The 23,968-nt window shown below is 70.0% G+C and carries 21 protein-coding genes and 1 tRNA gene; 11 read left to right on the forward strand and 11 right to left on the reverse strand.

From position 1 onward, the window contains the following. Window positions 1-55 precede the first annotated feature (55 nt). Window positions 56-2,968 (reverse strand): YhgE/Pip domain-containing protein, encoded by a 2,913-nt coding sequence (locus ACQY7V_RS06490; RefSeq protein ID WP_303772507.1) that lies wholly within the window; start codon window positions 2,966-2,968, stop codon window positions 56-58. A 115-nt stretch (window positions 2,969-3,083) separates the two neighbouring features. Between ACQY7V_RS06490 and ACQY7V_RS06495 the strand changes: the two genes are divergently transcribed. Continuing rightward, window positions 3,084-3,863 carry a TetR/AcrR family transcriptional regulator gene (locus ACQY7V_RS06495; protein ID WP_303772509.1) on the forward strand — a complete coding sequence of 260 codons (780 nt, stop codon included), beginning with the start codon at window positions 3,084-3,086 and terminating at the stop codon, window positions 3,861-3,863. Here the strand turns inward: ACQY7V_RS06495 and ACQY7V_RS06500 are convergent. From ACQY7V_RS06500 to ACQY7V_RS06510, 3 genes are read right to left on the reverse strand one after another with little or no spacing between them, the layout of a single operon-like run. Next, on the reverse strand, window positions 3,804-4,985 hold the full coding sequence (locus ACQY7V_RS06500) for a type II secretion system F family protein (RefSeq protein WP_303772511.1): 1,182 nt from the start codon (window positions 4,983-4,985) through the stop codon (window positions 3,804-3,806). The genes ACQY7V_RS06495 and ACQY7V_RS06500 overlap by 60 nt on opposite strands. Next, complete coding sequence (locus ACQY7V_RS06505) at window positions 4,982-6,160, reverse strand: TadA family conjugal transfer-associated ATPase (protein ID WP_303772513.1); 1,179 nt, start codon at window positions 6,158-6,160, stop codon at window positions 4,982-4,984. The genes ACQY7V_RS06500 and ACQY7V_RS06505 overlap by 4 nt, the downstream gene beginning before the upstream one ends. Next, on the reverse strand, window positions 6,153-7,079 hold the full coding sequence (locus ACQY7V_RS06510; protein WP_303772515.1) for a hypothetical protein: 927 nt from the start codon (window positions 7,077-7,079) through the stop codon (window positions 6,153-6,155). Before ACQY7V_RS06510 ends, ACQY7V_RS06505 begins: the two co-directional genes overlap by 8 nt. A gap of 117 nt (window positions 7,080-7,196) precedes the next feature. On the opposite strand from ACQY7V_RS06510, the gene ACQY7V_RS06515 reads away from it, so the two are divergent. After that, complete coding sequence (locus ACQY7V_RS06515) at window positions 7,197-7,997, forward strand: HAD family hydrolase (protein WP_235361736.1); 801 nt, start codon at window positions 7,197-7,199, stop codon at window positions 7,995-7,997. Window positions 7,998-8,017: 20 nt separating this feature from the next. On the opposite strand, the gene ACQY7V_RS06520 is transcribed toward ACQY7V_RS06515, so the two are convergent. Next, window positions 8,018-8,848: a hypothetical protein gene (locus ACQY7V_RS06520; protein ID WP_303772521.1), complete on the reverse strand. Its 831-nt coding sequence runs from the start codon at window positions 8,846-8,848 to the stop codon at window positions 8,018-8,020. A gap of 63 nt (window positions 8,849-8,911) precedes the next feature. Between ACQY7V_RS06520 and ACQY7V_RS06525 the strand changes: the two genes are divergently transcribed. The 3 genes from ACQY7V_RS06525 to ACQY7V_RS06535 all read left to right on the forward strand — a co-directional run bounded on the left by ACQY7V_RS06525 (window position 8,912) and on the right by ACQY7V_RS06535 (window position 11,971). Beyond that, the gene (locus ACQY7V_RS06525; RefSeq protein ID WP_428639452.1) at window positions 8,912-9,838 is read left to right on the forward strand and encodes a hypothetical protein; all 927 of its coding nucleotides are present in this window, start codon (window positions 8,912-8,914) and stop codon (window positions 9,836-9,838) included. Window positions 9,839-9,905: 67 nt separating this feature from the next. After that, on the forward strand, window positions 9,906-11,108 hold the full coding sequence (locus tag ACQY7V_RS06530) for a hypothetical protein (RefSeq protein ID WP_428639454.1): 1,203 nt from the start codon (window positions 9,906-9,908) through the stop codon (window positions 11,106-11,108). A gap of 179 nt (window positions 11,109-11,287) precedes the next feature. After that, window positions 11,288-11,971 carry a Crp/Fnr family transcriptional regulator gene (locus ACQY7V_RS06535; RefSeq protein WP_154475791.1) on the forward strand — a complete coding sequence of 228 codons (684 nt, stop codon included), beginning with the start codon at window positions 11,288-11,290 and terminating at the stop codon, window positions 11,969-11,971. A gap of 147 nt (window positions 11,972-12,118) precedes the next feature. On the opposite strand, the gene ACQY7V_RS06540 is transcribed toward ACQY7V_RS06535, so the two are convergent. After that, complete coding sequence (locus ACQY7V_RS06540; RefSeq protein WP_154475790.1) at window positions 12,119-12,280, reverse strand: DUF4177 domain-containing protein; 162 nt, start codon at window positions 12,278-12,280, stop codon at window positions 12,119-12,121. Between the two features lie 30 nt (window positions 12,281-12,310). Beyond that, window positions 12,311-12,646: a WhiB family transcriptional regulator gene (locus ACQY7V_RS06545; protein ID WP_154475789.1), complete on the reverse strand. Its 336-nt coding sequence runs from the start codon at window positions 12,644-12,646 to the stop codon at window positions 12,311-12,313. 150 nt (window positions 12,647-12,796) lie between these two features. Here ACQY7V_RS06545 and ACQY7V_RS06550 point away from each other — a divergent pair, with 150 nt between their 5' ends. From ACQY7V_RS06550 to ACQY7V_RS06560, 3 genes are all read left to right on the forward strand, one after another. Beyond that, window positions 12,797-14,956 (forward strand): transglycosylase domain-containing protein, encoded by a 2,160-nt coding sequence (locus tag ACQY7V_RS06550; protein WP_320836127.1) that lies wholly within the window; start codon window positions 12,797-12,799, stop codon window positions 14,954-14,956. 9 nt (window positions 14,957-14,965) lie between these two features. After that, window positions 14,966-15,958: a metallophosphoesterase gene (locus tag ACQY7V_RS06555; RefSeq protein WP_320836128.1), complete on the forward strand. Its 993-nt coding sequence runs from the start codon at window positions 14,966-14,968 to the stop codon at window positions 15,956-15,958. A gap of 111 nt (window positions 15,959-16,069) precedes the next feature. Then, window positions 16,070-16,143, forward strand: a tRNA-Pro gene (locus ACQY7V_RS06560). 404 nt (window positions 16,144-16,547) lie between these two features. On the opposite strand, the gene ACQY7V_RS06565 is transcribed toward ACQY7V_RS06560, so the two are convergent. Both ACQY7V_RS06565 and ACQY7V_RS06570 read right to left on the reverse strand, forming a co-directional pair. Then, window positions 16,548-17,531 (reverse strand): bile acid:sodium symporter family protein, encoded by a 984-nt coding sequence (locus ACQY7V_RS06565; RefSeq protein ID WP_303772531.1) that lies wholly within the window; start codon window positions 17,529-17,531, stop codon window positions 16,548-16,550. A gap of 80 nt (window positions 17,532-17,611) precedes the next feature. Further along, a complete protein-coding gene (locus ACQY7V_RS06570) occupies window positions 17,612-18,664 on the reverse strand; it encodes a histidinol-phosphate transaminase (RefSeq protein ID WP_428639458.1) in 1,053 nt (350 codons plus the stop codon). Window positions 18,665-18,889: 225 nt separating this feature from the next. Between ACQY7V_RS06570 and ACQY7V_RS06575 the strand changes: the two genes are divergently transcribed. Then, window positions 18,890-19,273: a phage holin family protein gene (locus ACQY7V_RS06575; protein WP_154475782.1), complete on the forward strand. Its 384-nt coding sequence runs from the start codon at window positions 18,890-18,892 to the stop codon at window positions 19,271-19,273. A gap of 6 nt (window positions 19,274-19,279) precedes the next feature. Here the strand turns inward: ACQY7V_RS06575 and ACQY7V_RS06580 are convergent, their stop codons facing one another. Together ACQY7V_RS06580 and ACQY7V_RS06585 are read right to left on the reverse strand one after the other, a co-directional pair. Then, the gene (locus ACQY7V_RS06580; protein ID WP_321056984.1) at window positions 19,280-20,971 is read right to left on the reverse strand and encodes a hypothetical protein; all 1,692 of its coding nucleotides are present in this window, start codon (window positions 20,969-20,971) and stop codon (window positions 19,280-19,282) included. Further along, the gene (locus ACQY7V_RS06585; RefSeq protein WP_303772534.1) at window positions 20,961-21,317 is read right to left on the reverse strand and encodes a hypothetical protein; all 357 of its coding nucleotides are present in this window, start codon (window positions 21,315-21,317) and stop codon (window positions 20,961-20,963) included. The genes ACQY7V_RS06580 and ACQY7V_RS06585 overlap by 11 nt, the downstream gene beginning before the upstream one ends. Window positions 21,318-21,552: 235 nt before the next feature. Between ACQY7V_RS06585 and ACQY7V_RS06590 the strand changes: the two genes are divergently transcribed. Both ACQY7V_RS06590 and purB read left to right on the forward strand, forming a co-directional pair. After that, complete coding sequence (locus tag ACQY7V_RS06590) at window positions 21,553-22,326, forward strand: fructosamine kinase family protein (protein ID WP_303775987.1); 774 nt, start codon at window positions 21,553-21,555, stop codon at window positions 22,324-22,326. Between the two features lie 102 nt (window positions 22,327-22,428). Further along, window positions 22,429-23,910 (forward strand): adenylosuccinate lyase, encoded by a 1,482-nt coding sequence (gene purB, locus ACQY7V_RS06595; RefSeq protein ID WP_428639461.1) that lies wholly within the window; start codon window positions 22,429-22,431, stop codon window positions 23,908-23,910. Window positions 23,911-23,968 lie beyond the last annotated feature (58 nt).

Consider the following 23,968-nt stretch of genomic DNA (forward strand, 5'->3'; position numbering starts at 1 on the left):
GCGTCCGCCGCCCCGTTCAGGGGGACGGGGCGTTCTCTCCCCCTCCCCCGGGCGATCAGGCCGCCGTCGGCGCGAGCGCGTTGTCCGCGGGCAGGGGCTTGGGACCCCGGCGGATCCTCGCGCCGATGAGGATGACGACGACCGCGAGGGCCGCCCAGATCCCGAGGACCGCGAGCGCGTTGCCGATCGCGCCCTGCGCACCCGATCCGGCGATGAGGTCGCGGAACGCGAGCTGCGTGTAGCTCATCGGCAGGAAGGGATGGATCCACTGGAAGAAGGCGGGAGCGGTCTCGACCGGGAAGGTCGCGCCCATCGAGGTGATCTGGAGGCTCAGCAGGATGATCGAGATGAAGCGCCCCCTGAAGGCCAGGGATGCGACGCAGGCCTGGTTGATGAGCATGAAGGTGATCGACGCGGCCATCGCCATCAGGCACAGGCCCGGAAGGTTCTTCGCCTCGATCCCCGCCGAGGCGTTGACGACGACCATCATGATGACCGCTTGGGCGACGGCGAGGAGCGTCGCCGTCGTCGCGGGGCGCACGGCCGACGCCCACCACTTCTCACCGTGATCGCGCTTGTCGAGGGCGGGGAGGATGAGGAAGAGCGCGATCGCGCCGACCCAGAGCGCGAGGCTCATGAACATCGGGGTGAAGCCCGCGCCGTTGTTGGCGACCGCATGGTCGCGCACGGCGTTGACGGTCGCGACCTGCGAGCCGGTCGTCGCGATGGCGTCGCGCTCGGAGTCCGTGTAGGACGGGATCCGCTCGGCGCCCGATTGGAGGCCCTCGGCGAGGCTCGTCGCGCCCTCGGAGAGCTCTCCGGCGCCGTCGTCGAGCGCGTGCACGCCCTCGGAAAGGGCCGTCGCGCCCTCGGAGAGGGTGCGCGAACCGGAATCCGCGGTCGCGAGGCCGGAGGCGAGGGTCTGCGCACCGGAGTCGGCGGAGGCCGCGCCGGATGCGAGGCTCCCGAGCCCCTCGGAGAGGCGTTGCGCGGCCTGTGCCGCGGCCGTGGAACCGGAGACGAGGCGGGCCATGCCCGAATCGAGGGCGTTCGCGCCCTCCGACAGGGAGATCGCGCCCCGGGAGAGCGAGGCGACTCCCGAGGTGAGGGCCGGGACCTTGGAATTCATCGTGGCCGCACCTGCGGCGACCTGCGCGGAACCGGCGCGGAGCTTCTCGGAGTTCATGTAGACCGTCGTCTCCTTCGAGGCCGCCGGCGCGGTGATCGTCGACAGGCCGTTCGAAAGGGCGTTGATCGCGCCCATGACGGTGGCAGGGTCCGTTGAATCCGCCGCGCCGACCCCGGCGCTGAGTGCGTCGGCACCGGATCGCAGGGCGGGCATCGACTGTTGGAGGGCGGCGGCCCCTGTCGCGAGCCGGGCTGCGCCCTGGGCGGCCGAGTCGACGCCGGTCGAGACCTGCGCGGCCCCTGCGGCGAGCGCGTCGAGCGAGCCTGAGGCTTGCGCGAGGCCCGACATGTCCGTCGCGGCGTCGCCGAGGCCGGTCGCGAGGGACTGCGAGCCCGCGCGGAGGGAGGCCGACTGGGCGGCCAGTGCGGCGAGGGCCCGGCAGGTCTGGCCGGTGTCGCCCGATGCCGCGCAGGCCGCGGCGAGCTGGTCGACTGCTGCCGTGTAGCCCGAGACTCCGGTGGAGAGGGTCTGCGCGCCGCTCGCCGCCGTCTGGATCTTCGAGGCGTCGAGGCCCGAGACCGCGGTCCTGATCTGCTCGACGCCGGCGGCGACCTGGGCGGCGCCCTCCGTGAGGCTCACGCCCGAGCCCGACTGAGGGCTCGTCATCCCCTTCGCGAGGGCGTTCGCTCCGTCGACGAGCGAGTTGACGCCGCCGTACAGGGTCGTCGTCGAGGCGCTCGCCCCCGCGGTGTCGTTCGAGTGCCCGATGCCGGCCGAGAGGGCCGCGATGCCGGCGGAGAGGCCCGTCTTCGGATCCGAGGCCTTCGACTGGAGGAGGAGGGCGCCGGCGCTCGCCCGGTCGACGCCGCTCGTGTAGGAGGCGATGGCGTCCTTGAGGCTGGCGGTGCCGTCGTTGAGCTGCGAGACGCCTGCGGCGAGGGGTGCGGTCGAGTCCGCGAGGGTCTGCGCGCCATCGGCGAGCCGGGAGGCTCCGTCGAAGACTTGCGATGCTCCGTCGGCTGCGCTCGAGGTGCCCGTCGCGAGATCCGCGAGGCCCGAGGCGAGGGCGGTGCCGCCATTCGCCGCTTTCGTCGCACCGGTGTCGAGGGCGGTCAGTCCGGAGACGAGGGAGACGGATCCCTTGGCGAGCTTGTCGAGTCCGACGGTGAGGGTCTGTGCGCCGTCGGCGAGGGAGTCGGCGCCCTCGGCTGCGCTCGTCGTTCCCTCGGCGAGGGTCGCCGAGCCGGCGGAGAGGCTTTGGGCGCCGTCGGCGGCGCTCGTCATGCCGTCGCGGATCTCGGAGACGGACAGGAGGAGGGTGGAGAGGATCTTCTCCGATCCTTGCGCTTCGAGGCGGTTGGCGAGCGTCTCCGCGACTGTCCGGGCCATCGTGCCCGTGAGGTAGTTGACGCCGTCATCGGTGACGAGTTCGAGGGTCTGCGTGGCGGCCGTCGAGGGGTCGGAGCTCCCGACCGCGGAGGCCCTTTCGGAGAATCCCTCGGGGATGTAGAGGATGGCGCGGATCTCCTCGGTCCGCATCTTCTTCCGCGCGTCCTCGGCGCTCATGTCGTGCCAGGTGAAGCCGGTGTCCGCGTCGGCGTCGGGGTGCACGAGCGCGTCCGCGAGTTCATCGCCGAGGGCGAGGGTCTCGGTCTTCCCGGAGGCGAGGGTCGCCGTATAGGCCGTGTCCTCGTTGACGACTGCGGCGTTGATCCGCTCGAGGAGGTTGGTCGGGTTCTGGTAGGCGAGTGTGAGGAGTCCGGCGTAGAGCAGGGGGACGATGAGGACCGCGGCGATGACGACCAGATTGGCCATTCGCGATCCGGTGAGTTTCTTCATGGTGCTGCCTCTCGAAATATGCGAACTCAAGATACATACCTGTATTCATTTCATGCAATACAGACCTGTATCCTGTGGGGGAACAGACATGCGACGAGCGGGATACGGTAGGGGCATGACAAGCGACGACAAGCGCACGCGCATCACGACGACGCGGCTGTCCGGACGGAGGGCCGCCCTCAAGCGCATCATCGCCACCGCCCCCTCCGAGCGGCGGGCGGCGACTCAGTCGCTGCTCCTCGAATCGGGTAAGCGCCTCATCATCGACAAGGGCCTGGGAGCCACCAGCGTCGGCGACATCTGCACCGACGCGGGCTTCACCCGAGGCGCCTTCTACTCCAACTTCGCCGACATGGACCACTTCGTCGAACGCCTCGCCCAGGAGCAATGGACCCAGATCCTCACCTACGTCCATACGGCCGTCGACGAGGTCCTCACCGCGCGCAGCGACGACCGTCCCCTGTCGGACACCGAGGTCGAAAGCGCGATCGCGCCCCTCGCCGAAAGCCTCCTCACGGCCATGCCCATCAGCCGCGACTTCTACATGCTTCAGAGCGAGCTCGCGACCTACACGGCCCGCGCCCCGGAGAAGACCAGCGCCCTGCGCACGGGATACGAAGCCTTCACCGCCTCCCTGTGCGGCCTCCTCGTCTCCGGCCTCAAAGCGATCGGCCGGGAGACGATCCCCGCACCCGAGGACGTCACCGCCCTCATCATCGCCGCGGGCGAGCGCTCCATGCGCGCCGCGCTCACGAAGGGCGAGGACGGGCTGACCTCCCTCCTCGAACGCGTCCTGCCCACCCTCCTCGTGCGCCTGTCGGCCCCCATCGCGGACTCACACGATTCCCGCGAAGCCCGACTCGACGAGATGCACGAGGACGGGACCCGCCCCTAGAACGAGGAAGGCGGGCAGGAGGAGCGCTCCGAGCGGGATCGCGAGCTGCACTCCGAGCGCCTCCGCACGAGCGCGCGCGTCGGCGGCCCTTCGCGCGCGGCGCTGCGCGGCGAGGCGCCTGAGCAGGGCATCGGGCGCGGTCCCCTCCTCCCACGCGGACTCGAGGCCGGAGGCGAGCAGCTCCCATCCCCTCGACTCCCAGGCGAGCGCCCAGGACGCGCCGAGGCGCAGGGCCCGTCCCGCCGCCGCCAATCCCCCGTCCCCCGTCGCCCCGCCCAATGCGATGAGGACATCGGGGATCGACGCCCCCGATTCCAGGGCGGCCCGGGCAAGATCGCACCCCATCGCCTCGTCGAGCGCCCCCGGCGGGGAGGCCGCCCTCGCGATGAGGCTCTCGGACACGATCCGGGAGGCGATGAGGAGACAAGCGCCCGTCACCGCCATCATCGTGCCGAATCCCCCGTCGACGAATCGTTCCAGGGGATGAGCACCCATCACCTGCGCCACCGCGATCCCCAACAGGGGCAATGCCCGCAAGACCCTCGCGGAGGTCCGCGCCCCCTGAGCGGCGACCCTCCTCGCCTCCTCCTGAGCCTCGGCCTCTTCCAGGCCTTCCGCGACGGCATCGAGGATCGACGCCAGCGGCGCCCCGATCATCGCGCTCAAGCGGCACGCGGCCACGAGGTCCTCGGCAGCCCGGCGCACGGCCCTCACCCGCGGGGAGCGTGCGCGCACAGCAGCGCCCACGCCCCTCCTCCCTCCGCGAGCAGCGCGCCACCCGGATGCCCGGGCGAGCTCGACGACGCCGATCGGAGCGCCGTCCTCGCCGAGCCCCGCGAACTTAGCAGCGCACACGCGCGACCAGGCGGAGCGCCAGGCTGCCTCCACCGGCGCCCCCGCCTTCAAGCGCGCGGAGACCTCGGTGACGAGGATGGACAGATCGGCCGCGCTCATCTCATCGAGATCCCGGACGCTCCGGCCCCTTCGGCGCTCCGCGGGCCCCACCCGCATCCGCCCGGCGGCGCAGCCCCAACGGCGAAGGATCCGCCTCCGCACCAGGCGCTCACCCGAGAGCAGGGCCGCCAGGCAGATGACGGCCACCGCGACCATCACCCCGCTCACCTCGGCGCCCGCACCTCCTCGAGCCCCCGCTGAGCGCGATCGACGCCGATCGCCTCGCCGAAGCGCTCCCACGCGGGCCCGAACTCCACGATCCCCGGAGCCCGGGACTCCACAGCGATCTCCGCGCGCAATTCACCGCTCTGACGCGAAAGGACGGCGATCTCGCACACGCGGCGCAGAGCCCCGGCTTTCAGCTTCACCCGACTCATGTGGACCACGGCATCGAAGGCCGCGACCGCCTGTGCCCCCACCGCCGCCTCGCTCATCCCCGCGAGCGCCCCGAGGGCCACGAGTCGCGCGGGCACCTCCCGCGATCCGTTCGCATGGATCGTCGCCCAGCCCCCGTCGTGCCCCGTGTTGAGCGCCAGCAGGACATCGCGGACCTCCGGCCCGCGGCACTCCCCCAGGACGAGACGATCGGGGCGCATGCGCATCGCCGCCCTGACGAGCTCGGCCAGGGGGATCCCCCCGACTCCTTGGATGTTCGGGCGACGCTCGGTCAAGGACACGACATGCGGGTGCCGGGGATTCAGCTCGGGCACCTCCTCGATGCAGATGATCCTCTCCTCCTCGGGAACGAGGCCGAGAAGCGCCGACAGGAGCGTCGTCTTGCCCGAACCGGTCGCACCCGACACCAGAACGTTCGCGCGCCGTTCGACGCATGCGCGCAGGAAGGCTCCGAAAGGGGGCTCAAGCGAAGCGGACGCCTCCAACTCCGCGATCGAGAGGCCGACCGCCCTCGTCGTCCGCAGCGAGATGAGCGTGCCCGACGCCGAGGGCCCGGGCAGGACGGCGTGAAGGCGCACCCCGCCGGGCAGCGAACCGTCCACGATGGGACTCGCATCGTCGAGGCGCTTTCCGCAGGCAGCCGCCATCCGGATCGCGAGCGCGCGGACGTCCTTCTCGCCACCGAGATCCACCGCGGCCCTCTCCAGGCCGAAGCCGCGATCGATCCACGCATCCGTCGAATTGATGAGGACGTCCGTGACCCTCGAATCCTCCAGGAGCCGGGCGATCCGCGGTCCCGTTCCCGCCTCCCAGGAGCGGACCCCGTCCAAGAGGGCGCGCAGTTCACCGACGCCCGCCCCTTCGCGGGCCCCCTCGCGCACCGCCGAAGCGCGCCCCCGCCCCTCCGATACGGCCCGGATCACCCGGCCGAGGCCGTCGTCATCCACTGCGCCTCCCCCTCCCCGCGGATTCTCCGCCCGGCCGCATCAGCGCGCGGAGGATCGCCCTTCCCCCGCCGCGCGATGCGCGTTTCCAGCCGAGGACCGGAGCCCGGGTGATCGAACGGAGTCGAGAGCGTCCCCGCCCCCGGGCGACGAGGACGTGGGGCGCGGACGGGGGTGAAAGCGCGAGCGCGAAGGCGGCGCGCGCAGCCCCCTCGAAGTCGGCGGGCCCGACGAGGACGAGCCCCTCCACCGCGCCCAGCCGAGCATCCGCACCCTCGCCCCAGAGTCCGCAGTCGACGATCACGATTCTGCCCGAGCGCACGACCGCCTCGAGAACGGGGCGCTGACGCGGGTCGCCCAAGCGGGCGCCCCCGCGCGCATCCGCCGTCAGGATCCGGTACCCCCCGGCGTCGACCAGGTGATCGGGCAGGTCGGCGGGGAAGGCGTTCTCCGTGGCCGACAGGTCCGCCCAACGGATCCCGGGCGCATCGGGGTCGCGCAGGAGCGCAGGAAGGGGCCCGCTCCCGGACATGTCGACGAGCACTCCCCGCATCGTCTCGGCGAGCAGCTGGGCGACCTCGGCCGAGCAACGGCCCCCGTCCCAGTGCGCCACTCCGATGACGCCGGGCGGGACGGCCCCATCGGCCTTCGCGCAGCTCGCAAGGATGACCTGGACGAGGAGCTCTTCATCCCCGGGGAGGCGGAGCCCGGATCCGGCTCCCACTTCGACGCGCATCACCCCCTCGATCCCCGAGGGCGCGGGGCCGACGATGACGAGATCGGGAACGCCGCGCCCGTCCCAGGCCCTTGCGCCCAGCACTTCGATGAGGCCCTCCACGCGCTCGGCGTCCTCGCCCTCCAGCCCGTCGCAGGCGACGAGGGCGCCGCCGCATTCCGCACGCCCCTTCTTCCGAACTCCCATGTCCTCAAGTGGACACCCCCGCCCGGCGAAGCACCCGGCGCGAGCTGCGCGACTGTGGAAAACTATTGGGCACTGATCCGCCTGTGGACACGCATCGGCGACGACTGGGGAGGCAGCATGATGAGCAGAAGCGAACAGCCGACGGGCGCCGCGTTCTTCGACCTCGACAAGACGATCCTCGCGACCTCATCCACGATCGCCCTCCACCGCCCCTTCATCGACGCCGACCTCGTCACCCGCAGAGCCGCGATCCTCTCAGTCCTCGTTCACCTGCCCTACCTGATCAAGGGGGCCGACGAGGAGCGCATGAACGCCATGGCCGAGTCCATCGGGAACCTCGCCAAGGGCATCAACGCCCCGATCCTCGAGACCGTCGTCGAGGACTCGCTCGACACGGTCATCGACCCCGTGTGCTACCTCGGCGCCCTCGCCGAGATCGAGCGCCACAGAGCCGCCGGACGCCCCATCGTCGTCGCCTCCGCCTCCGTCATCGAGATGGTCCGCCCGATCGCGAGGCGCCTCGGAGCCGACGAAGTCCTCGCCAGCATCGGCCAGACCGACGAGCACGGCGACTACACGGGACGGATCCTCCACTACAACCAGGCCGAGGGGAAGGCCTCGGCCTGCGCGGCCCTCGCCGCTGAGCGCGGATGGGACCTCTCCGCCTCTTGGGCCTACTCCGACTCCGTGTCCGACATCCCCCTCCTGTCCTCGGTCGGCCACCCGGTCGCCGTCAACCCCGACCGCGGCCTCAAACGCGCCGCGATCGAGAACGAATGGGAGATCATGCGCTTCTCCGACACCGCGAGGGTGTCGCGCTCGCTGCCCGTCCCCTCCCCCCGCACCCTCGGCATCGCCGCGTTCTCGCTCGGGCTCATCGCGGCGGGCGTCGCCTTCGCCGTCACCCGTAAGCGCTAGGAGGCCCCGCCCTCGGCGATTCAGCCGAGGCGACCGGCCTGGACGCGCAGGGCGATGTCCGCACCGACGCCCGCCCCGTACTCCACGGACCGCGCGAAACGGACGATCCAGCGCGCGACGCCCTTCCGGTCCGCCAGCGCCCAGCCCGCGAGCGCCTCCGACGCGCCCGCCCGATCGGTGGCGTCGAGGGCGGAGACGACCGCGACGCCGCTCGGATCCACGCCCTGATCGACGAGGATCCACCTGGCGAGCCCCTGACCGACCGCGGCGGAGCCCGGGGCGAAGACCTCTCGGAAACGGAAGTGCGCCGACACCGCGGCGGCCCGTGCGATCGCGGGTGCGGGCGCATCCGCGTAGGCCAGCGCCGTCCTCAGCGCGTCCGCGGACTTGGGCATCGCCACGGCGGCCACGCCCGCCCGGCCCGATTCGACCAGACCGGAGCACGAATCCCTGTGCAGGGCGGCGAGAAGCGCGGGGAGGGCCCCGGCGCGCACGAGGGCGGGACTCCTCGAATTCAGGGGAGGGAAACGAGCCGCGAGGCCGACCTGGGCGCGCCACGCGCCGATCGCCCAGTCCATCGCCGGATCCGCGCCGGGCGTCCACCCGCCCATCGGGCCGACGAGGCGGAGCTCGTCGACCGTCGTCCTCGCGCCCTCCATGAGGGCGACGGCCACGGCCTCGCGGACGCAGGCCTCGGCCCGCGCCTCCTCCCAGCCCCTGCGCAACCCCTCGTGGAAACGCAGGCGGGCAAGGGCCGCATGCGCCTCCTCGCAGGCCCGAAGCGCGTCGGGAATGCGCATCGCGTCGGCGAGGAGACGGGGATCCGGGTCGATGAGCGCGTCGATCGTCACCCCGACAGCCTACGGCGACAAGGGCGGCGCCCACCGCTGCCGAGCAGACGGCATACTGGATTCATGCCGACCGCCCTCCTCGACACCCCCAGGGCGAAGAGCGCCCTCTTCGCCCTGGTCTTCGCGCCCGCCGCACTCGCGCTCCTCGGATCCTCGATGGCGGACATCCAGGCGCAGACGGCGATCGGCCTGCCGCTGTCATCCGTCGAGGGCATGATCTCCCTGGGGCTCGCGGCGATCCTCATCGCCCTCGTCTCGGCGAACTGCGAGGAGTCCTCCGCCGGGATGTTCGTCACCGCCGCCTTGTCGGTCTTCATCGGGGTCGCGCAGTACAACGGGCACCTGCGCATCCCGCTCCTGCAAGCGACCTTCATCGACACGGGCGACATGCGGGCCGCCATCGGATGGAGCCTCTACCCCTTCGCCGTCACCATGATCACCTCATGCGCGGCGATCGCCCTCCACCGGGCGCGCCGCCCGCGTCCCCGCGACCCGCGCAAGGGCGCGCAGGCGCTGGTCCACCATCGTCACGCCTGGGGCGCGATCGCCTGCCTCCCCGCGGCGCTCGGTGCGATCATCCTCATCGCCGCAGTGGCGCCCGGGGACACGTCGAACGTCCCCGCGCAGGGGCTCTCCGCGTTGAGCGCGGCCCAGCCCGACGCTTTCATCATGGGGGTCCTCGCCGCCCTCCTCTTGGGATTCGTCGCCCTGATGAGCCCGTTCTCGCTGACGGGCCCGCAGGCCGCGGCCTGGTTCCTCATGGCGATGCCCTCCTACATGCTCTGGCCGCTGTGGACGTCCATCACGGGCACCGTCGTCACCCCCGGCCCGTCCGGACTCACCTCCGCATCCCTGACCGCGCCCGTCGTCGCGGCCCTCGGCTTGCTCCTCGGGGCTTCGACGCTCGGCGTCTACTGGGCGAGGACGCGCGGGGGCCGGGACGACGGTGACGCAGCGAACGCGGCCGATTCGCGCCTTCCCGTCGGATGAGCGCGGAAACGCCTGCCGGTGCCGTTATCGTGAGCCCACGAGTGTGCCCGCGAATAGGAGGAGCGCCATGTCCGACCAGGATCCCGCAGTCAACCGCGAAGACGACTCCGTCGTCCTCGAACCGTCCATGAGCGGTCCTCTCGACGAAGAAGCCCCCGCCCCGGAGGCGCCGAAGGCCGAGGTCTCCGAATCCATGTGGGCGGCTGTTCGCGACCGCGGCCGCGTCCTCACGGGCGAAGAAGTCGACCTGCCCGGGGAGACGACCGACACCGATGACATCGTCGGCGAGCCCTCGCCCGTCGACACCGGGCAGATCGAGCCCGTGACCCGCGGCCCCCAGGCCACGACGATCCCCCCGATGACCGGCGAGATCCCCGTGGTCGTCCCGCAGGATCCGACGCCGACCCCCCGCGACGTCCTCGCCCACCGGAGCGAGGCCGAGGCTCCGCTTGAGGGGGCGCCGCACAACCTGCCCGCCGCGGACCCCGAACCGGCCCCCGAACCGGCGCTCGATTCGACGGCCATTCAGCGCCGTTCCCTCATCACGCCGCCGACCCCCGAGCCCGAGTCCGAGCCGGAGGCGGCGTGGGTCCCCAGGGCCGACAGCGAATCGGCGGACGCGGCCCTGTTCGCGGGCGCCACGGTCGTGGACGGCACGCCGCGCTCCCTCGATGATTCGATCTTCGAGGGCGCGACCCTCGTCGCCGAGATGCCCTCCCGCGCCGGCGCGCACTGGGCCTCCCTGCTCGGCCACATCCTCCTCATCCCGGTCGCCTGGTACCTCATCGCGGATGCGGGGGCGCGCTTCACCCTCGCGGACGGCTCCGTCCTCGAGAACGGGCGCTTCTCCGCTCTCGGCCTGGGCGAGCTCCTCGGCGGTTTCATCCTCCTCTTCCTGCTCCTCCTCGCGAGCCGCAAGTCCTCGCTCGGCGCATGGGTCAGCGGAATCCTCGTGACCCTCGCGGGGATCCCCTGGCTCGCAGTCCCCTCGCTCGCGGCCTCGACCGCTCTGCCGGTCCTGCGCGCCCTCGATTCCTGGAACGCCTTCGGCGCCAACCTCGTCCACCACTTCCAGGCCAGCGCCTATTCGGGCCGACTGCTCCTCATGGGGATCGTCCTCATGGGGATCGGCGTCCTCACCCACTCGGTCCGCCGTCAGGGCCGCGCGGAAGAGGCGCTGCGCGCGGAGGTCGCGAAGGTCAACCCGGCCTCGGCCCACTTCAGCGCCCGCGCCCGTCGCAAGGCGGAGAAGGCCGCGGGCCTGCGCTGAGCGCACGGGGTCGCGCCGAAATCGATCGAATCGGCACGACCCGGTCCCCGAGAAGGCGCCCGAGGGGGCATAATGTGCAGTGACTCACCACGAGCGGCGCAACCGCGCTGCAAGCTCGGGTGCCGACGCAGGCCTGACGGATCGACCGGGGCCATGAGCAGAACGGAGTTCACGCCCACATGATCGGCGACGGAAACTTCATCAGCCAGGTCCCGCTCTTCGGGGGCCTCGACGAGGCGCAGCAAGTCTCCCTCCAGCAGAAGATGGGGCACACGACGCTCCGCCGCGGGGAGACCCTCTTCGACGAGGGCGATCTCGGCGATCGCCTCTACATCGTCACCGAAGGCAAGGTGAAGCTCGGCCACACCTCGAACGACGGCCGCGAATCACTCCTCGCCGTCCTCGGACCCGGCGAGATCATCGGCGAGCTCACCCTGTTCGATCCGGGGCCCCGTTCGACGACCGCGACCGCGGTGTCGCCCGCCTCGCTGCTCCACCTCGAGCACGAGGACCTCATGGAGATCCTCGATACGAACCCGGCGCTCGCCAAGCACATGCTCAAGGCCCTCGCCCAGCGCCTGCGCCGCACGAACGAATCCCTGTCCGACCTCGTCTTCTCGGACGTGCCCGGACGCGTCGCCAAGGCCCTCCTGGACCTCGCCGATCGATTCGGAACGGCTTCGGACAAGGGCGTGCACGTCCCTCACGACCTCACGCAGGAGGAGCTCGCGCAGCTCGTCGGCGCCTCGCGCGAAACGGTGAACAAGTCGCTCGCCGACTTCGTGTCCCGCGGTTGGATCCGGCTCGAGGGCAGGGCCGTGACCCTTCTCGACGTCGATCGCCTCGCACGCCGGGCGCGCTGACCCTCGCACGACTCAGGGGGCCGGGAACCAGTGGTTCCCGGCCCCCTGAGTCGTTTCAGGATCCGCCTGAAGCCGGTTTAGAGGCGCCAGCCCCTCCGGCGGGTCCCAGACGCGGCCGCGCCCTCGTCCCCGACGCGGGGATCCCCTTCAGTCCTCGATCGGCCTCTTCAAGTAGGCGACGAGCGAATCGGAACCGGTCGGACCGGGAACCACTTGAACGAGCTCCCAGCCATCGCTCCCCCACTGGTCGAGGATCGCCTTGGTCGCGTGCGTGAGCAGAGGAACGGTTGAATACTCCCATTTGGTCATGGCACTCATCCTAGGGCGCATCGGGGGCGCTCACCCGCGCACATGCGCGAGGACCCTCGGCACCTTCGGCGCGCGGATCTCTTCGGCGAGCGGGTCATCGGAATGGAGGAGCCAGTCGCGCCAGTCGCTCACCCCATCGAAATGACGGAGCATCGCGCGGCGCTCCCTCTCCGTCAGACCGCCCCACACGCCGAAGTTGGCTTCCGACTCCAGGGCATCCGCGAGGCACTCGAGTCTCACCTCGCACTGCAAGCAGCGCAGACGGACCTGCCGCTGCGTCGCGCCTTGAACGAATAGGGCATCGGGTTCATACGAGGCGCACAGGGCCTTCGCCACCCAGCTCTGATCATCGTCGATTGTCGCCATGGGATGCACTCCAAATCGCTCGCCTATGAGCTCTTGATGTGACCATACACACAGGTCGCGAGGAAGTACAAACCCGCCCCGGACGGATCGGGGCTCCCGGATCCCATCGGTCCACGGCGACGGATGAGCGGTTCCACGTATTCTGGTCCCATGTCGCACTCGCACTCGCGCTTCGTCAGCCCCGCGCAGCTCGTAGGGCTCCTCATCGCATTCGTCTCCGCTTCGATGCTCCTCGGCGTTCTCGGAGCGGGAATGCTCGTGCCCCTCACGGGCTCCGCGGCGATCATGACGAAGGCGGCGCCCTCGGTCTTCGACGACCTCCCCTCGCAGATCGAAGTCGTCGAACCGGCCGAGGAATCCCAGATGCTCGACGCCTCGGGCGCTGTCATCGCGCGCTTCTACGACAAGCAGCGCATCGTCGTCCCGTCCGAGGCCATCGCGGAACCGATGAAGCAGGCGATCGTCGCGATCGAGGACAAGCGCTTCTACGAGCACAACGGCGTCGACGCCACCGGCATCGCCCGCGCCCTCGTGAGCAACCTCGCCGACGCCGGCATGCAGGGCGCCTCCACGATCACCCAGCAGTACGTCCGCAACGCCCTCCAGGAGAAGGGCTACCTCGAGGGCGACGCGGAGCAGGTGACGGCCGCGACCGAGCAGACGACCGCTCGCAAGCTCCGCGAAATCAAGTACGCCCTCGCCCTCGAGCGGAAGATGGACAAGGACCAGATCCTCACGGGCTACTTGAACATCGCCCCCTTCGGCCCCATCACCTACGGAGTCGAGGCCGCCTCGCAGCGCTACTTCTCCAAGTCCGCCTCCGAGCTGTCCGTCCTCGAAGCCGCCCTCCTCGCCGGACTCGTGCAGTCACCCGTCGAGTACGACCCGCTGACCTACCCCGAGGCCGCGCAGCAACGCCGCGACATCGTCCTCGACGTCATGCTCCAGCAGGAGCTCATCACGCAGGAGGAGCACGACGCCGGCACCGCGACCCCGGTCGCCGACATGCTCCACCCGGCCGCCAACTCCGAAGGCTGCACCGGCGTGAAGAACTCGGCCGGCTACTTCTGCGACTTCGCGCTCGCGCAATACCTCTCCGACGAGACCTACGGGGAGACCGAGGCCGAACGCCTCCACCTCCTCAAGACCGGGGGCCTGACGATCCGCACCACGCTCGACCCGGCCAAGCAGCAGGCGGCCTTCGACGCCCTCACGGCGGCGATCCCGGTCGGCGACCCCTCGGGCGTCAACGACGCCCTCGCCTCCGTCGTCCCCCAGACCGGCGCGATCGTCGCCCTCGCGCAGAACACGACCTACGGCGTCGAAGAAGGGCAGACGATGAGCTCCTTCGCGGCGAACGGCAGGTTCCAGGCAGGCTCGACCTTCAAGGTCTTCACGCTCACGCAGTGGTTCAAGGAAGGCCACGGCGCCTATGAGACCGTCGGTTCGAACAACCGCTCCTACGGGCCCAACGCCTTCAAGTGCGCGGGTCAGCCCATCACCACCGAGCCCTGGACGGTCAATGACCTTCCCGGCAAGGACGGGCCGATGACCGCACTGCGGGCGGTCGGGCTCTCGGGCAACCAGGCCTTCATCTCCATGGCCTCCAAAGTCGACTTCTGCCAGATCTTCCAAACGGCCGCCGACCTCGGCGTGACCGACGTCGATGGAGAACCCGTCACTCCGCTTCCCGCGAACGTCCTCGGAACCTCGCCGACTTCGCCGCTCAACATGGCGATCGCCTTCGCCGCCTTCGCCAACGGGGGCCTCAAGTGCGAGCCCATGGCGCTCACCTCGGTCACCGATCGCGATGAGAACACCCTGCGCGAGTACGGTCCGAACTGCACGCCCGCGCTCGACTCGAGCGTCGCGAACAAGGTCGCGACGACTCTCGGACTGTCGACCAGCCAGTACTACCAGGGCGTGCGCCTCGCGAACGGCCAGCCCTACAGCGCCAAGTCCGGCACCACCGACGACAATGCGAACACCTGGTTCACCGGCTTCACGCCGTCCCTGTCGACCTCGACCTGGGTGGGGCACGCCGAATCCTCCACGACGCCGGTGCAGAACACCGTCATCAACGGCCAGTTCTACGACGTCATCTACGGCCTCACCTTCGGCGGCACCAAGATCTGGGCGCCCTACATGTCCGCCGCGCTCGCAGGCACCCCGGTCGAACCCCTCCCGGTCGGTGATATCGGCTCTCCCCGACCGGCGACGAGCTCCTCGCAGAACCGGGACAAGAATAAGGATCAGGACCAGGGGAGTTCGGAGCAGAACAGCGCATCTGAGAACGGCTCGACGAACTGAGGCCCGACGATGAACGATTCGCTTCGCACCCACGGCATTGAAACTCTCGCGGACCGGCCTTCACTGGTCCCGCGGCGGCTCGTGGCGACCGGGAGGGCTCTGGGCATCCTCGGCGGCGCACTCGTCGGCGCCGGACTCGCCGGCCTCGCTTGGGGGTCGATCGAGCGCCGCATGCCGGTCCTTCGGCGTCATGAAGTGACGCTTCCGGGTCACGAGGGCGCGCACCCCCTCAACATCCTGCACATCTCGGATCTGCATCTGTACCCGGGCCAGGAGTTCATCATCGATTTCCTCCATCGCCTCGCGGCGGAGGAGCACATCGATCTCGTGGTCTCGACCGGGGACAACTTCGGCCTCAGCGAGGGGCTCGAGCTCGTCGAACGCGCCTATGAGCCCTTCCTGCCCCTCCCCGGCGTGTTCGTCCTCGGCTCGAACGACTACTACTCGGCGCGGCGCAAGTCCTGGGGGCGTTATCTTCTCGGCGCGTCCAAGCCTCCTCAGCGCACCGTTCCCGATCTCCCCTGGACTCAGATGGTGAGGGATTTCCGGGATGCCGGGTGGCTCGATCTCTCGAACAGGTCCGCCCATCTCGATATCACGACTTCGGGCGGCGAAGTCCGCCGGGTCGCTTTCCTCGGCACCGATGACGCGCATATTCAGCGTGATCGCATCACGGAACCGGTGTCGCAGTGGAGCGAGGCTTCCGTTCTGCGCATCGGCGTCACTCACGCCCCCTACCGGCGCGTCCTCGATGCGCTGACGAATGCGGATGCCGATCTCATCTTCGCGGGCCATACTCACGGAGGGCAGATCGGTCTTCCCGGTTTCGGGGCGATCATCACGAATTCGGACCTCAATCGCCGCTATGCGAAGGGCCTGCACCCGTGGGCGACGCGGAGGGGGTGCGCGCTGCTCAACGTCTCGGCGGGGCTGGGAACATCGCCCTACGCCCCGATCCGGATCGCAACCCGTCCCGAGGCGACGCTCCTGACCGTTCGTTGATCCGGCTTCGGGCGTCTTCGACGCCCGCGCGATTGTGACGGATCCGCCATCCCGAGCGCCCCGACCGATTTGGGAGCCCGGACGATCAGCGGCTATACTTCAGGGGTCGCACGGGGTGTGGCGCAGCTTGGTAGCGCGCTTCGTTCGGGACGAAGAGGTCGTGGGTTCAAATCCCGCCACCCCGACTCGTGTGATGTCCCAGGACATTGTTCCGGCAATGTCCTGGGACTTCTTTCATGTTCGGGGTGTTGGTGTCCCGGGTGATCGTTCCGGTGATGTCCCAGGTGATCGTTCCGCTCACTGCCCGGGCCCGGGCCCGGACCCGTCAGCGCGCGGCTGCCCCTTTCAGTGCGGGCGCGGCGGCGGCCTCTCCTGATCGGAGTTCTCCCCCGAAAGTGCCCAAGAGGGCTCCTGCGCCCGGCCCAAGGCCTTCTCGGGCACCTTTGGGGAAAGGAAAGGACCGCACACGACCAGAAGCGGAACAGCGCCCGCGCATTCCCGAGGGCGGGGCACCGCACCATCACGCAGACCGCAAGCACCGCCCCCACGCCCCCATCAAACCGCAAGCACCGCCCTCGCCGCCGATGACTCACAGACTCCTGCGCCGGTAGTACATGGCGAGGAGGGCCCCTGAAAGGTTGTGCCAGACGGAGAAGACGGCCCCGGGCAGCGCGCTCTCGGGAGTCGCTGCGAAATGGGTGGCGGCCAGCGTTGCCGCGAGACCGGAGTTCTGCATGCCGACTTCGACGGAGATCGTTCGGTTCGCGCTCTCCGAGCCGCCGGTGAACCTGGAGGCGAAGAAGCCGAGCAGGTAACCGAGGACGTTGTGGCACATGACGACGAGGAGGATGAGGAGGCCCGCCTGAAGGATCTTGGCCTGCGAGACCGAAACGACAGCGAGGACGACGTAGCAGATGCCCAGAACCGAAACCCACGGCAAAGCGGGGAGCAGCGGTTCGACGGCTCTGCCGGCGAATCGACGGATGAGGAGCCCGCCGATGACGGGCACGAGCACCATCTTCACGATCGAGATCGCCATGGCCTTCGCATCGACGGGCATGTAGGCGCCCGCGAGCCAGCCCGTCAGGAGCGGAGTCATGAGCGGGGCGAGCAGGGTCGAGATCGAGGTCATCGTGACGGAGAGCGCGACGTCTCCCTTCGCGAGGTAGGAGATGACGTTCGAGGAAGTGCCTCCGGGCGCGCAGCCGACGAGGATCACGCCGACCGCGATCGCTGCGGGCAGCTGGAAGATCCACGTGAGGAGCACGGCGAGCAGGGGCATGATGACGAATTGCGCGACGACGCCGATGAGCACCGGAAGGGGTCGTTTCACGACGAGTTCGAAATCGGAGACCTTCAGAGTCAGGCCCATGCCGAACATGATGATGCCGAGGGCGTAGTTCGTTCCCGCTGCAAGGGGGTGGAACACCGCGGGTGCGGCCATCGCCGCGATGAAGGAGGCGATGATCATGAGGGGGAAGATCGTGACCGCGATTCGCGCGGAGCGATCTTCACCGGTCGAGGAGGGGCCGTGTTCGATGGCCGCTGATTCGCGGATGCTCTTCGTACTCATGCCACTGTGCTACACCCCAAGTCCACACCTCGGACATTTCGTCTCACTCAATGAGTACTTTGCACGGCCTCATCTCGCCTTCAGGCGATGAAGTCCCGGGCGACCCCGAGCAGCCGGTCGTTCGCCTCCCGGTCTGCGATGCTCACCCGCACGCCCTCGGGGAAGGGGCGGACGAGAAGCCCCTCCCCCGCGCAGGCGGCGACGAAAAGCTCACCCGCACCCGGCAGGAAGAAGAAGTTCGCCTGCGAATCGACCACCTCCCACCCGAAGGCCCGAAGCGCGGCGACCACCCTCTCGCGCTCGGCGACGATCTCGGCCACGGCGGCGCGCACCCCCGCCTCATCCTCCAAGGACGCCAAAGCCCCCGCCTGAGCCGCGGCCGAGACTCCGAAGGGGATCGAGACGGCCTGGATCGCCCCGATGAGCTCCGGGTGCCCGATCGCGTAACCGATGCGCGCCCCCGCGAGCCCGTGGGCCTTCGAGAAGGTCCTCATGACGAGGACGTTCGCATGCTCGGCGATCAGGGGGATCGCCGTGGCCACCGCAGGATCCGTCACGAAGTCGATGTAGGCCTCGTCGACGAGCACAAGAGTCGAGGGGTCAACGGCGCCGACGACGCGCTCGATCGCATCGAAGCCCAATGCCGGCCCGGTCGGATTGTTCGGCGAGCACAGAATCAGCACCCGAGCGCCCTGGACGGCCGCCTCGATGAGCCCGGGGACATCGTGGTGCCCCTCGGAGTCGAGGGGCACCGGCACTCCGACCCCGTGGCTCGCCGGGATCGCGATCGGATAGGACTCGAAGGAGCGCCACGGGTAGACGACGCGATCGCCCGGCTCGCACACCGCTCCGAGAGCCGCCACGAGGAGCGCCGAAGAACCGGTCCCGACGCACACCTGATCGGCATCGACGCCGTGCCGCGCGGCGATCGCCCCGCGGAGCTCGACGGCGGTGAGATCCGGGTAGCGATTCACCGTCTCCAGGGCGCGCCGCATCGCCTCCGCCACCGGCGCCGAGGGCGGTAGCGGCATCTCGTTCGAGGAGAGTTTGACCGCGCCTTCGGCGCTCTTGCCGGGCGCGTATCGGGGCAGGGCGCGGACCGCGGGTCGGATCGGAACTTCGAGCTCGCTCATGACTCAGTCCTACCGCACTCTCGGCGCCGAGGGACGGTGTATTCGCACTGCGGCCCCTCCCGCCCCGCGCCCACCTCCTCGTTCCCGCCCCCTCGTCCTCGCCCCCGCCGCCGAGATCACCACCCGCCTTCATCGAGCCGACGGAGCCGCGCATCGGGGCTCCTGCGCGCATCACCCGGGGCCCCACCACGTGCGCGCTCCGCGATGCTGGGGAAGACTGGGGTCATGGAATTCCTGCTCCGCCTCATCGCGACCATGGCCGGCATCTGGGCGGCCACCCTGATCGTGCCCGATATCGCCTTCGCCACCGGATCGACGACCGGCGCCAACCTGCTCACCCTCGCCGTGATCGCCCTCGTCTTCACGCTCGTGAACTCGATCGTCAAGCCCGTCGTCAAGACCCTCGCCTTCCCCCTCTACCTCCTGAGCTTCGGGCTCTTCGCCCTGGTCACCAACGCCCTCATGTTCATGCTGACGGGGTGGCTGTCGACCAGGCTGGGCTTCGCCCTGTCGACCGGCGGTTTCCTCTCCTGCCTGGCGGGCGCGCTCATCACGGCGATCGTGTCCTCACTCATCGCCTCGCTCGTCGGCGCCGGGAAGAACGACTGAACGGCTTCAGCCCAGGATCCGTCGCGTCTCATAGCGGAATTCGCTCGTTCTCGTCCGATCGTTCAAGCCGAGCCCTTCCGCCCTCGCCGCCTCCCACGAGCGCACGGGGGCGAAAGACGGGTCCTCCCGACTCGACCCCGCCCCCTCTTCGATATCGGCCATGAGCGATCTGTAAGTCGCGAGGTCGTGGGCCGCGGGCACGCCCGGGCTCCCGCCGGAGCGCCCGCGCCCGTCGAAACGGACCGTCACCACGCCCTCGGCATTGCCCGCGCCATCGAGGGCGGGAACGATGTCCCGCGTGTTCTCCAAAGCCAGAACTCCCACGCCCTCCGGGGGCGAGGAAGCGGCGATCGGCGATCCCGCCGTCAACGCCGAGACGACCGAATAGCGCGCACCCACCGCGGGATCGGAGGCGAGGCGCGCCGCCACGATCCCGCCTTGGGAATGCCCCACGAATTCAACGGGTTCGCCCCGACCGATACCGGCCATCTCCATCGCCTGCAGGACGGCGCGGGACTGATCGGACTCGAGGCCGCCCACCTCCTGGAAATTGGTGAGCATGTCCTGCGGATTCGATCCGCCCGCACCCCACCTCTGCGTGCCGCGGATGACGACGCTCCACGAGGTCCTCATCCCGCCATCGGGAAGGGGCGTCTCATGCTTGAGGATCTTCAAGCCGCCCCGCTCACCGCCCGAGGGGAGGTCCGAGAGCTCGCCGAGCAGCTCCGAGGGCGTACGAGGAGTGGCATGCCCCGTCGGCGCCGCAGGAACAGGCGAGGTCCCATCCGACACGTTCCCGCTCACGAGAAGGACCTCGCGGGGAAGCATGCGGGAGGCGATGAAGCCCGCCACGAGGGGAACCACTCCGACTCCCGTCCAATGCCCCTTCACCTCCGGACGAGCATCGGACGCCGCCGGCGCCCCCGCTGCGAACCCGCCGCCCCCGCCGAACACCCGCGCATTCGCTCCTCCCCCGGGTCCGTCTTCCGGGGATCCTCCGGCACCACGACTCGTACTCGGCCCCGAGACCGGCCCGATGACTTCGATGCCACGGCTCCGTCCATGGACGAGCGTCCCCCCGAGGAGCGCCCATGCGCCGACCATTCGAGCTGCCCGCCGGGTCCCCCCTCCACCGAGCCCGAACCACGCCGGCCCCGCGATCCTCCCCCCGAGGAGCAGGGCGTCCCATTCGAATCGCGGCCCGACCATCCCATCGCCCTCGCCGGTGACGAAGGCCCCGACGGCGAGTCCGAGATCGGCGATCAACGCCCGATCCTTGAGCAGACGCGCACCGGGGAGGAGCGCCACGAAGGGATCAAGGCGGGCGCCCCACGCCCCGCCGCTCAAATCCGGGACCTTGAACGATCCATCGCCCGCGAAGATCCGGAGAGCCTCGCCTTCTGCGATCTCCAGGATCGAGGAGGCGAATGCGAGACGCTCGGCGCCGCCCTCCGCCATGCGCAGCAAGCGCAAGACCTCGATGCGCGCGCATTCGCATGCGTCCACCGCCGCCCCCGTCGTCTGCGGAACCAGGGAGGCGCTGCCCAAGGCGAGCTCCTCCGCTCGCGAACACCCGGCTGCCAGATGCTCCAGCTCCGCCACGATCCCTCCGAGTCGTATCGCAGCGCGACGCAGTTCCTCCGTGTCGACACGCACGCGGCCCGTCGTGACGAGGACCCGCTCAAGATCACCCTCCACTTCCACGCCCCCCGCCACCCGCGGCGCCCGTCCCGCTCCCCGACCCGAGCGCGGTGAGGAAGGGATCCATGGTCGCCACCGCGGCGCGCCAGCAGGTTTCCGCCTCCACGGCCTCAAGGAAGCGGACTTCCTCGGCCAGCGCCGCCGAGGCGAGACGCACCGATGCCTCGGCCCTGCTCGCTTGGGCGCATAGCGCCGAAACAGCGGCTCTCGCCCCGTCACCCGCACTCCCCTCCCACGAGTCGAGGCGGATCGCGGCCAGCGAAGTCGCCACGGCGGCGAGTTCATCGCCGACGACGCTCATGAGGCGCATCGCTTCTTGCGCGTTGAGAATCGCGAGGCTCATCGTCCCTCCCTTCGTCCGAGCGATCCTTCATGGCAGCGACCGTAGGGGCCTCCTCCTCCAGGCGGCGCGCGCACAATGGGAGAATGTGGATCCCGCCGCTCCCCGCGCTCCTGTGGACGCGGAGCTCCGGGGACGCCGGAGAAGCCCGGAAAGGCCCGGCAGCCCGGGAAATCCAGGGAGGCCCGGCGGAGGTCCAATCGCCCGGGCGCGATCACCGAGGAGAGGCAGGGGGACGATGCGGCAATGGACGAAGACGGATCAACGGCCCGGGCGCATCGCCTTCGAAGCCTCGGGGCTCGCCTGGTTGGCCGAAGCGGGCCCGCAGGGCGCGAAGGTCGTGCGCGTACTCGAGAGTTCACCGACCCGCCTGCTTGAAGAGCACCTGGTATCCGCGCCCCCGACCCGGACCGCCGCCGAGGACTTCGGGCGCGCCCTGGCGCGCACGCACGCCGCAGGGGCCTGCCACCTCGGGGCGCCGCCGCCCGGCTACTCGGGCGCCGGATGGATGGGCGAGGCCCCACTCGCCCTCCTCGATGACGAGGCCATCGGCTCCTGGGGCGCCTTCTACGCCGAATACCGCCTCCTCCCCTATGTGAAGGGCGCGCCCTTCTCCAGCGCGGACCGCGTCGCGATCAACGGACTTAGCGAACGCCTCGCATCGGGAGAGTTCGATCATTCCCAACCGGCGCTCGTCGCCCGGGGCGGGCGAGCCGCGCGCACGCACGGCGACCTCTGGTCGGGGAACGTCATGTGGACCGAGGGCGGTGCCGTCCTCATCGATCCGGCGGCTCAAGGCGGTCACGCTGAGGAGGACCTCGCTGCTCTCGGACTCTTCGGCTGCCCCCATCTGGAGCGCATCCTCGCCGCCTACGACGAGGCCTCACCCCTCGAAGAGGGCTGGGCCGAACGGGTGGAGCTCCACCGCCTGCACATCCTCTTCGTGCACGCGTTCCTCTTCGGCGGCGCTTACGTCGGGGACTGCATGCGGATCGTTCGCCGTTTCGCCTGAAAGGCTCGGCGCCCCGCCCTCGGCAAGACGGTCCGCGCGCACTCCGACCGCATCGGGCGGAAGGCGGACCGAAATGGGGGCGGATTCTGGAATGATGGGGCCATGAGCGCTGATTGGTCCCCCCTGTTCTCCCCGAATCACGGTTACGCCGACCTCGCCTCGCACGGCGAGCCCCTGTCCCCGCTCGACGGCCGCTACCGCTCGGCAGTCGCGCCCCTCGTGAACCATCTTTCCGAGGCGGGCCTCAACAGGGCCCGCGTCCACGTGGAGATCGAGTGGCTCATCCACCTCCTCGACCACCGCGTCCTGCCGGGCGCCCCCGAGCTCACCGACGCCGAACGCGAATACCTGCGCGCGCTCCCCCGCGACTTCTCCGAGGCCCACATCGCCCGCCTCGCCGAGTTCGAGGCCGTGACCCGCCACGACGTCAAGGCCGTCGAATACCTCATCGGCGAGCACCTCGCCAAGGCCGCCCCCGCCCTCGGCGAAGAATCCTCACTCCCCCGGCTTCGCGAGGTCGTCCACATCTTCTGCACCTCCGAGGACATCAACAACCTCGCCTACGCGCTCACGATCAAAGCGGCGATCGAGCAGGTGTGGCTGCCCGCCGCCCGCGCCCTCGAAGAGCGCCTCCTCCGCCTGACCGAGGCCGGCGCGGACGTCCCCATGCTCGCGCACACGCACGGCCAGCCCGCGACCCCTGTGACGATCGGCAAGGAGATGGCCGTCTTCGCCCAGCGCTTCGCCCGCCAGATCGCCCGCGTGGAAGCGAGCGATTACCTCGGCAAGATCAACGGAGCGACGGGCACCTGGGCAGCCCACGTCGTCTCCGTGCCCGGCGCCGACTGGCCGCGCATCGCGAAGGCATTCGTCGAGGGCCTCGGACTCACGTGGAACCCCATCACGACCCAGATCGAATCCCACGACTGGCAAGCCGAGCTCTACTCCGACATCGCGCGCGCCGGGCGCATCGCCCACAACCTCGCGACCGACTGCTGGACCTACATCTCGATGGGCTACTTCCATCAGAACCTCGCCGCCCAGGGCTCGACGGGCTCCTCGACGATGCCCCACAAGGTGAACCCGATCCGCTTCGAGAACGCCGAGGCGAACCTCGAGGTCTCCGCCGCCCTCCTCGACTCCCTGGCCGCCACCCTCGTGACCTCGCGGATGCAGCGCGACCTCACGGATTCGACGACGCAGCGCAACATCGGCGTAGCGCTCGGCCATTCGATCCTCGCCTACGACAACCTCGTCCGCGGCCTCGACGGCGTCGACATCAACGCGGCCCGCATGGCCGAGGACCTGAACGCGAACTGGGCCGTGCTCGGCGAGGCGGTCCAGCAGGCGATGAGGGCTGCGGCGATCGCGGGCGCGACGGGCATGGCCAACCCCTACGAGCGCCTCAAGGAACTCACCCGCGGGCACGAGGTCGGGGCCGAGGAGATGCGCGGGTTCATCGCGGGTCTCGGCCTTCCCGCCGAGGTCGAGGAGCGCCTCCTCGACCTGGAGCCCGCGAGCTACATCGGCCTCTCGCCTGAGATCGCCCGCTGGGCGCTGCGGGCCGGGACGAACGCGGACTGATCCCCCTCGCGCGAATCAAGGCGACTGCTCCCCGCGATCGAGTGATCGCGGGGACACC

It is taken from the genome of Schaalia sp. (genome assembly GCF_050312375.1).
In the GTDB taxonomy this organism is placed as follows: domain Bacteria; phylum Actinomycetota; class Actinomycetes; order Actinomycetales; family Actinomycetaceae; genus Pauljensenia; species Pauljensenia hyovaginalis.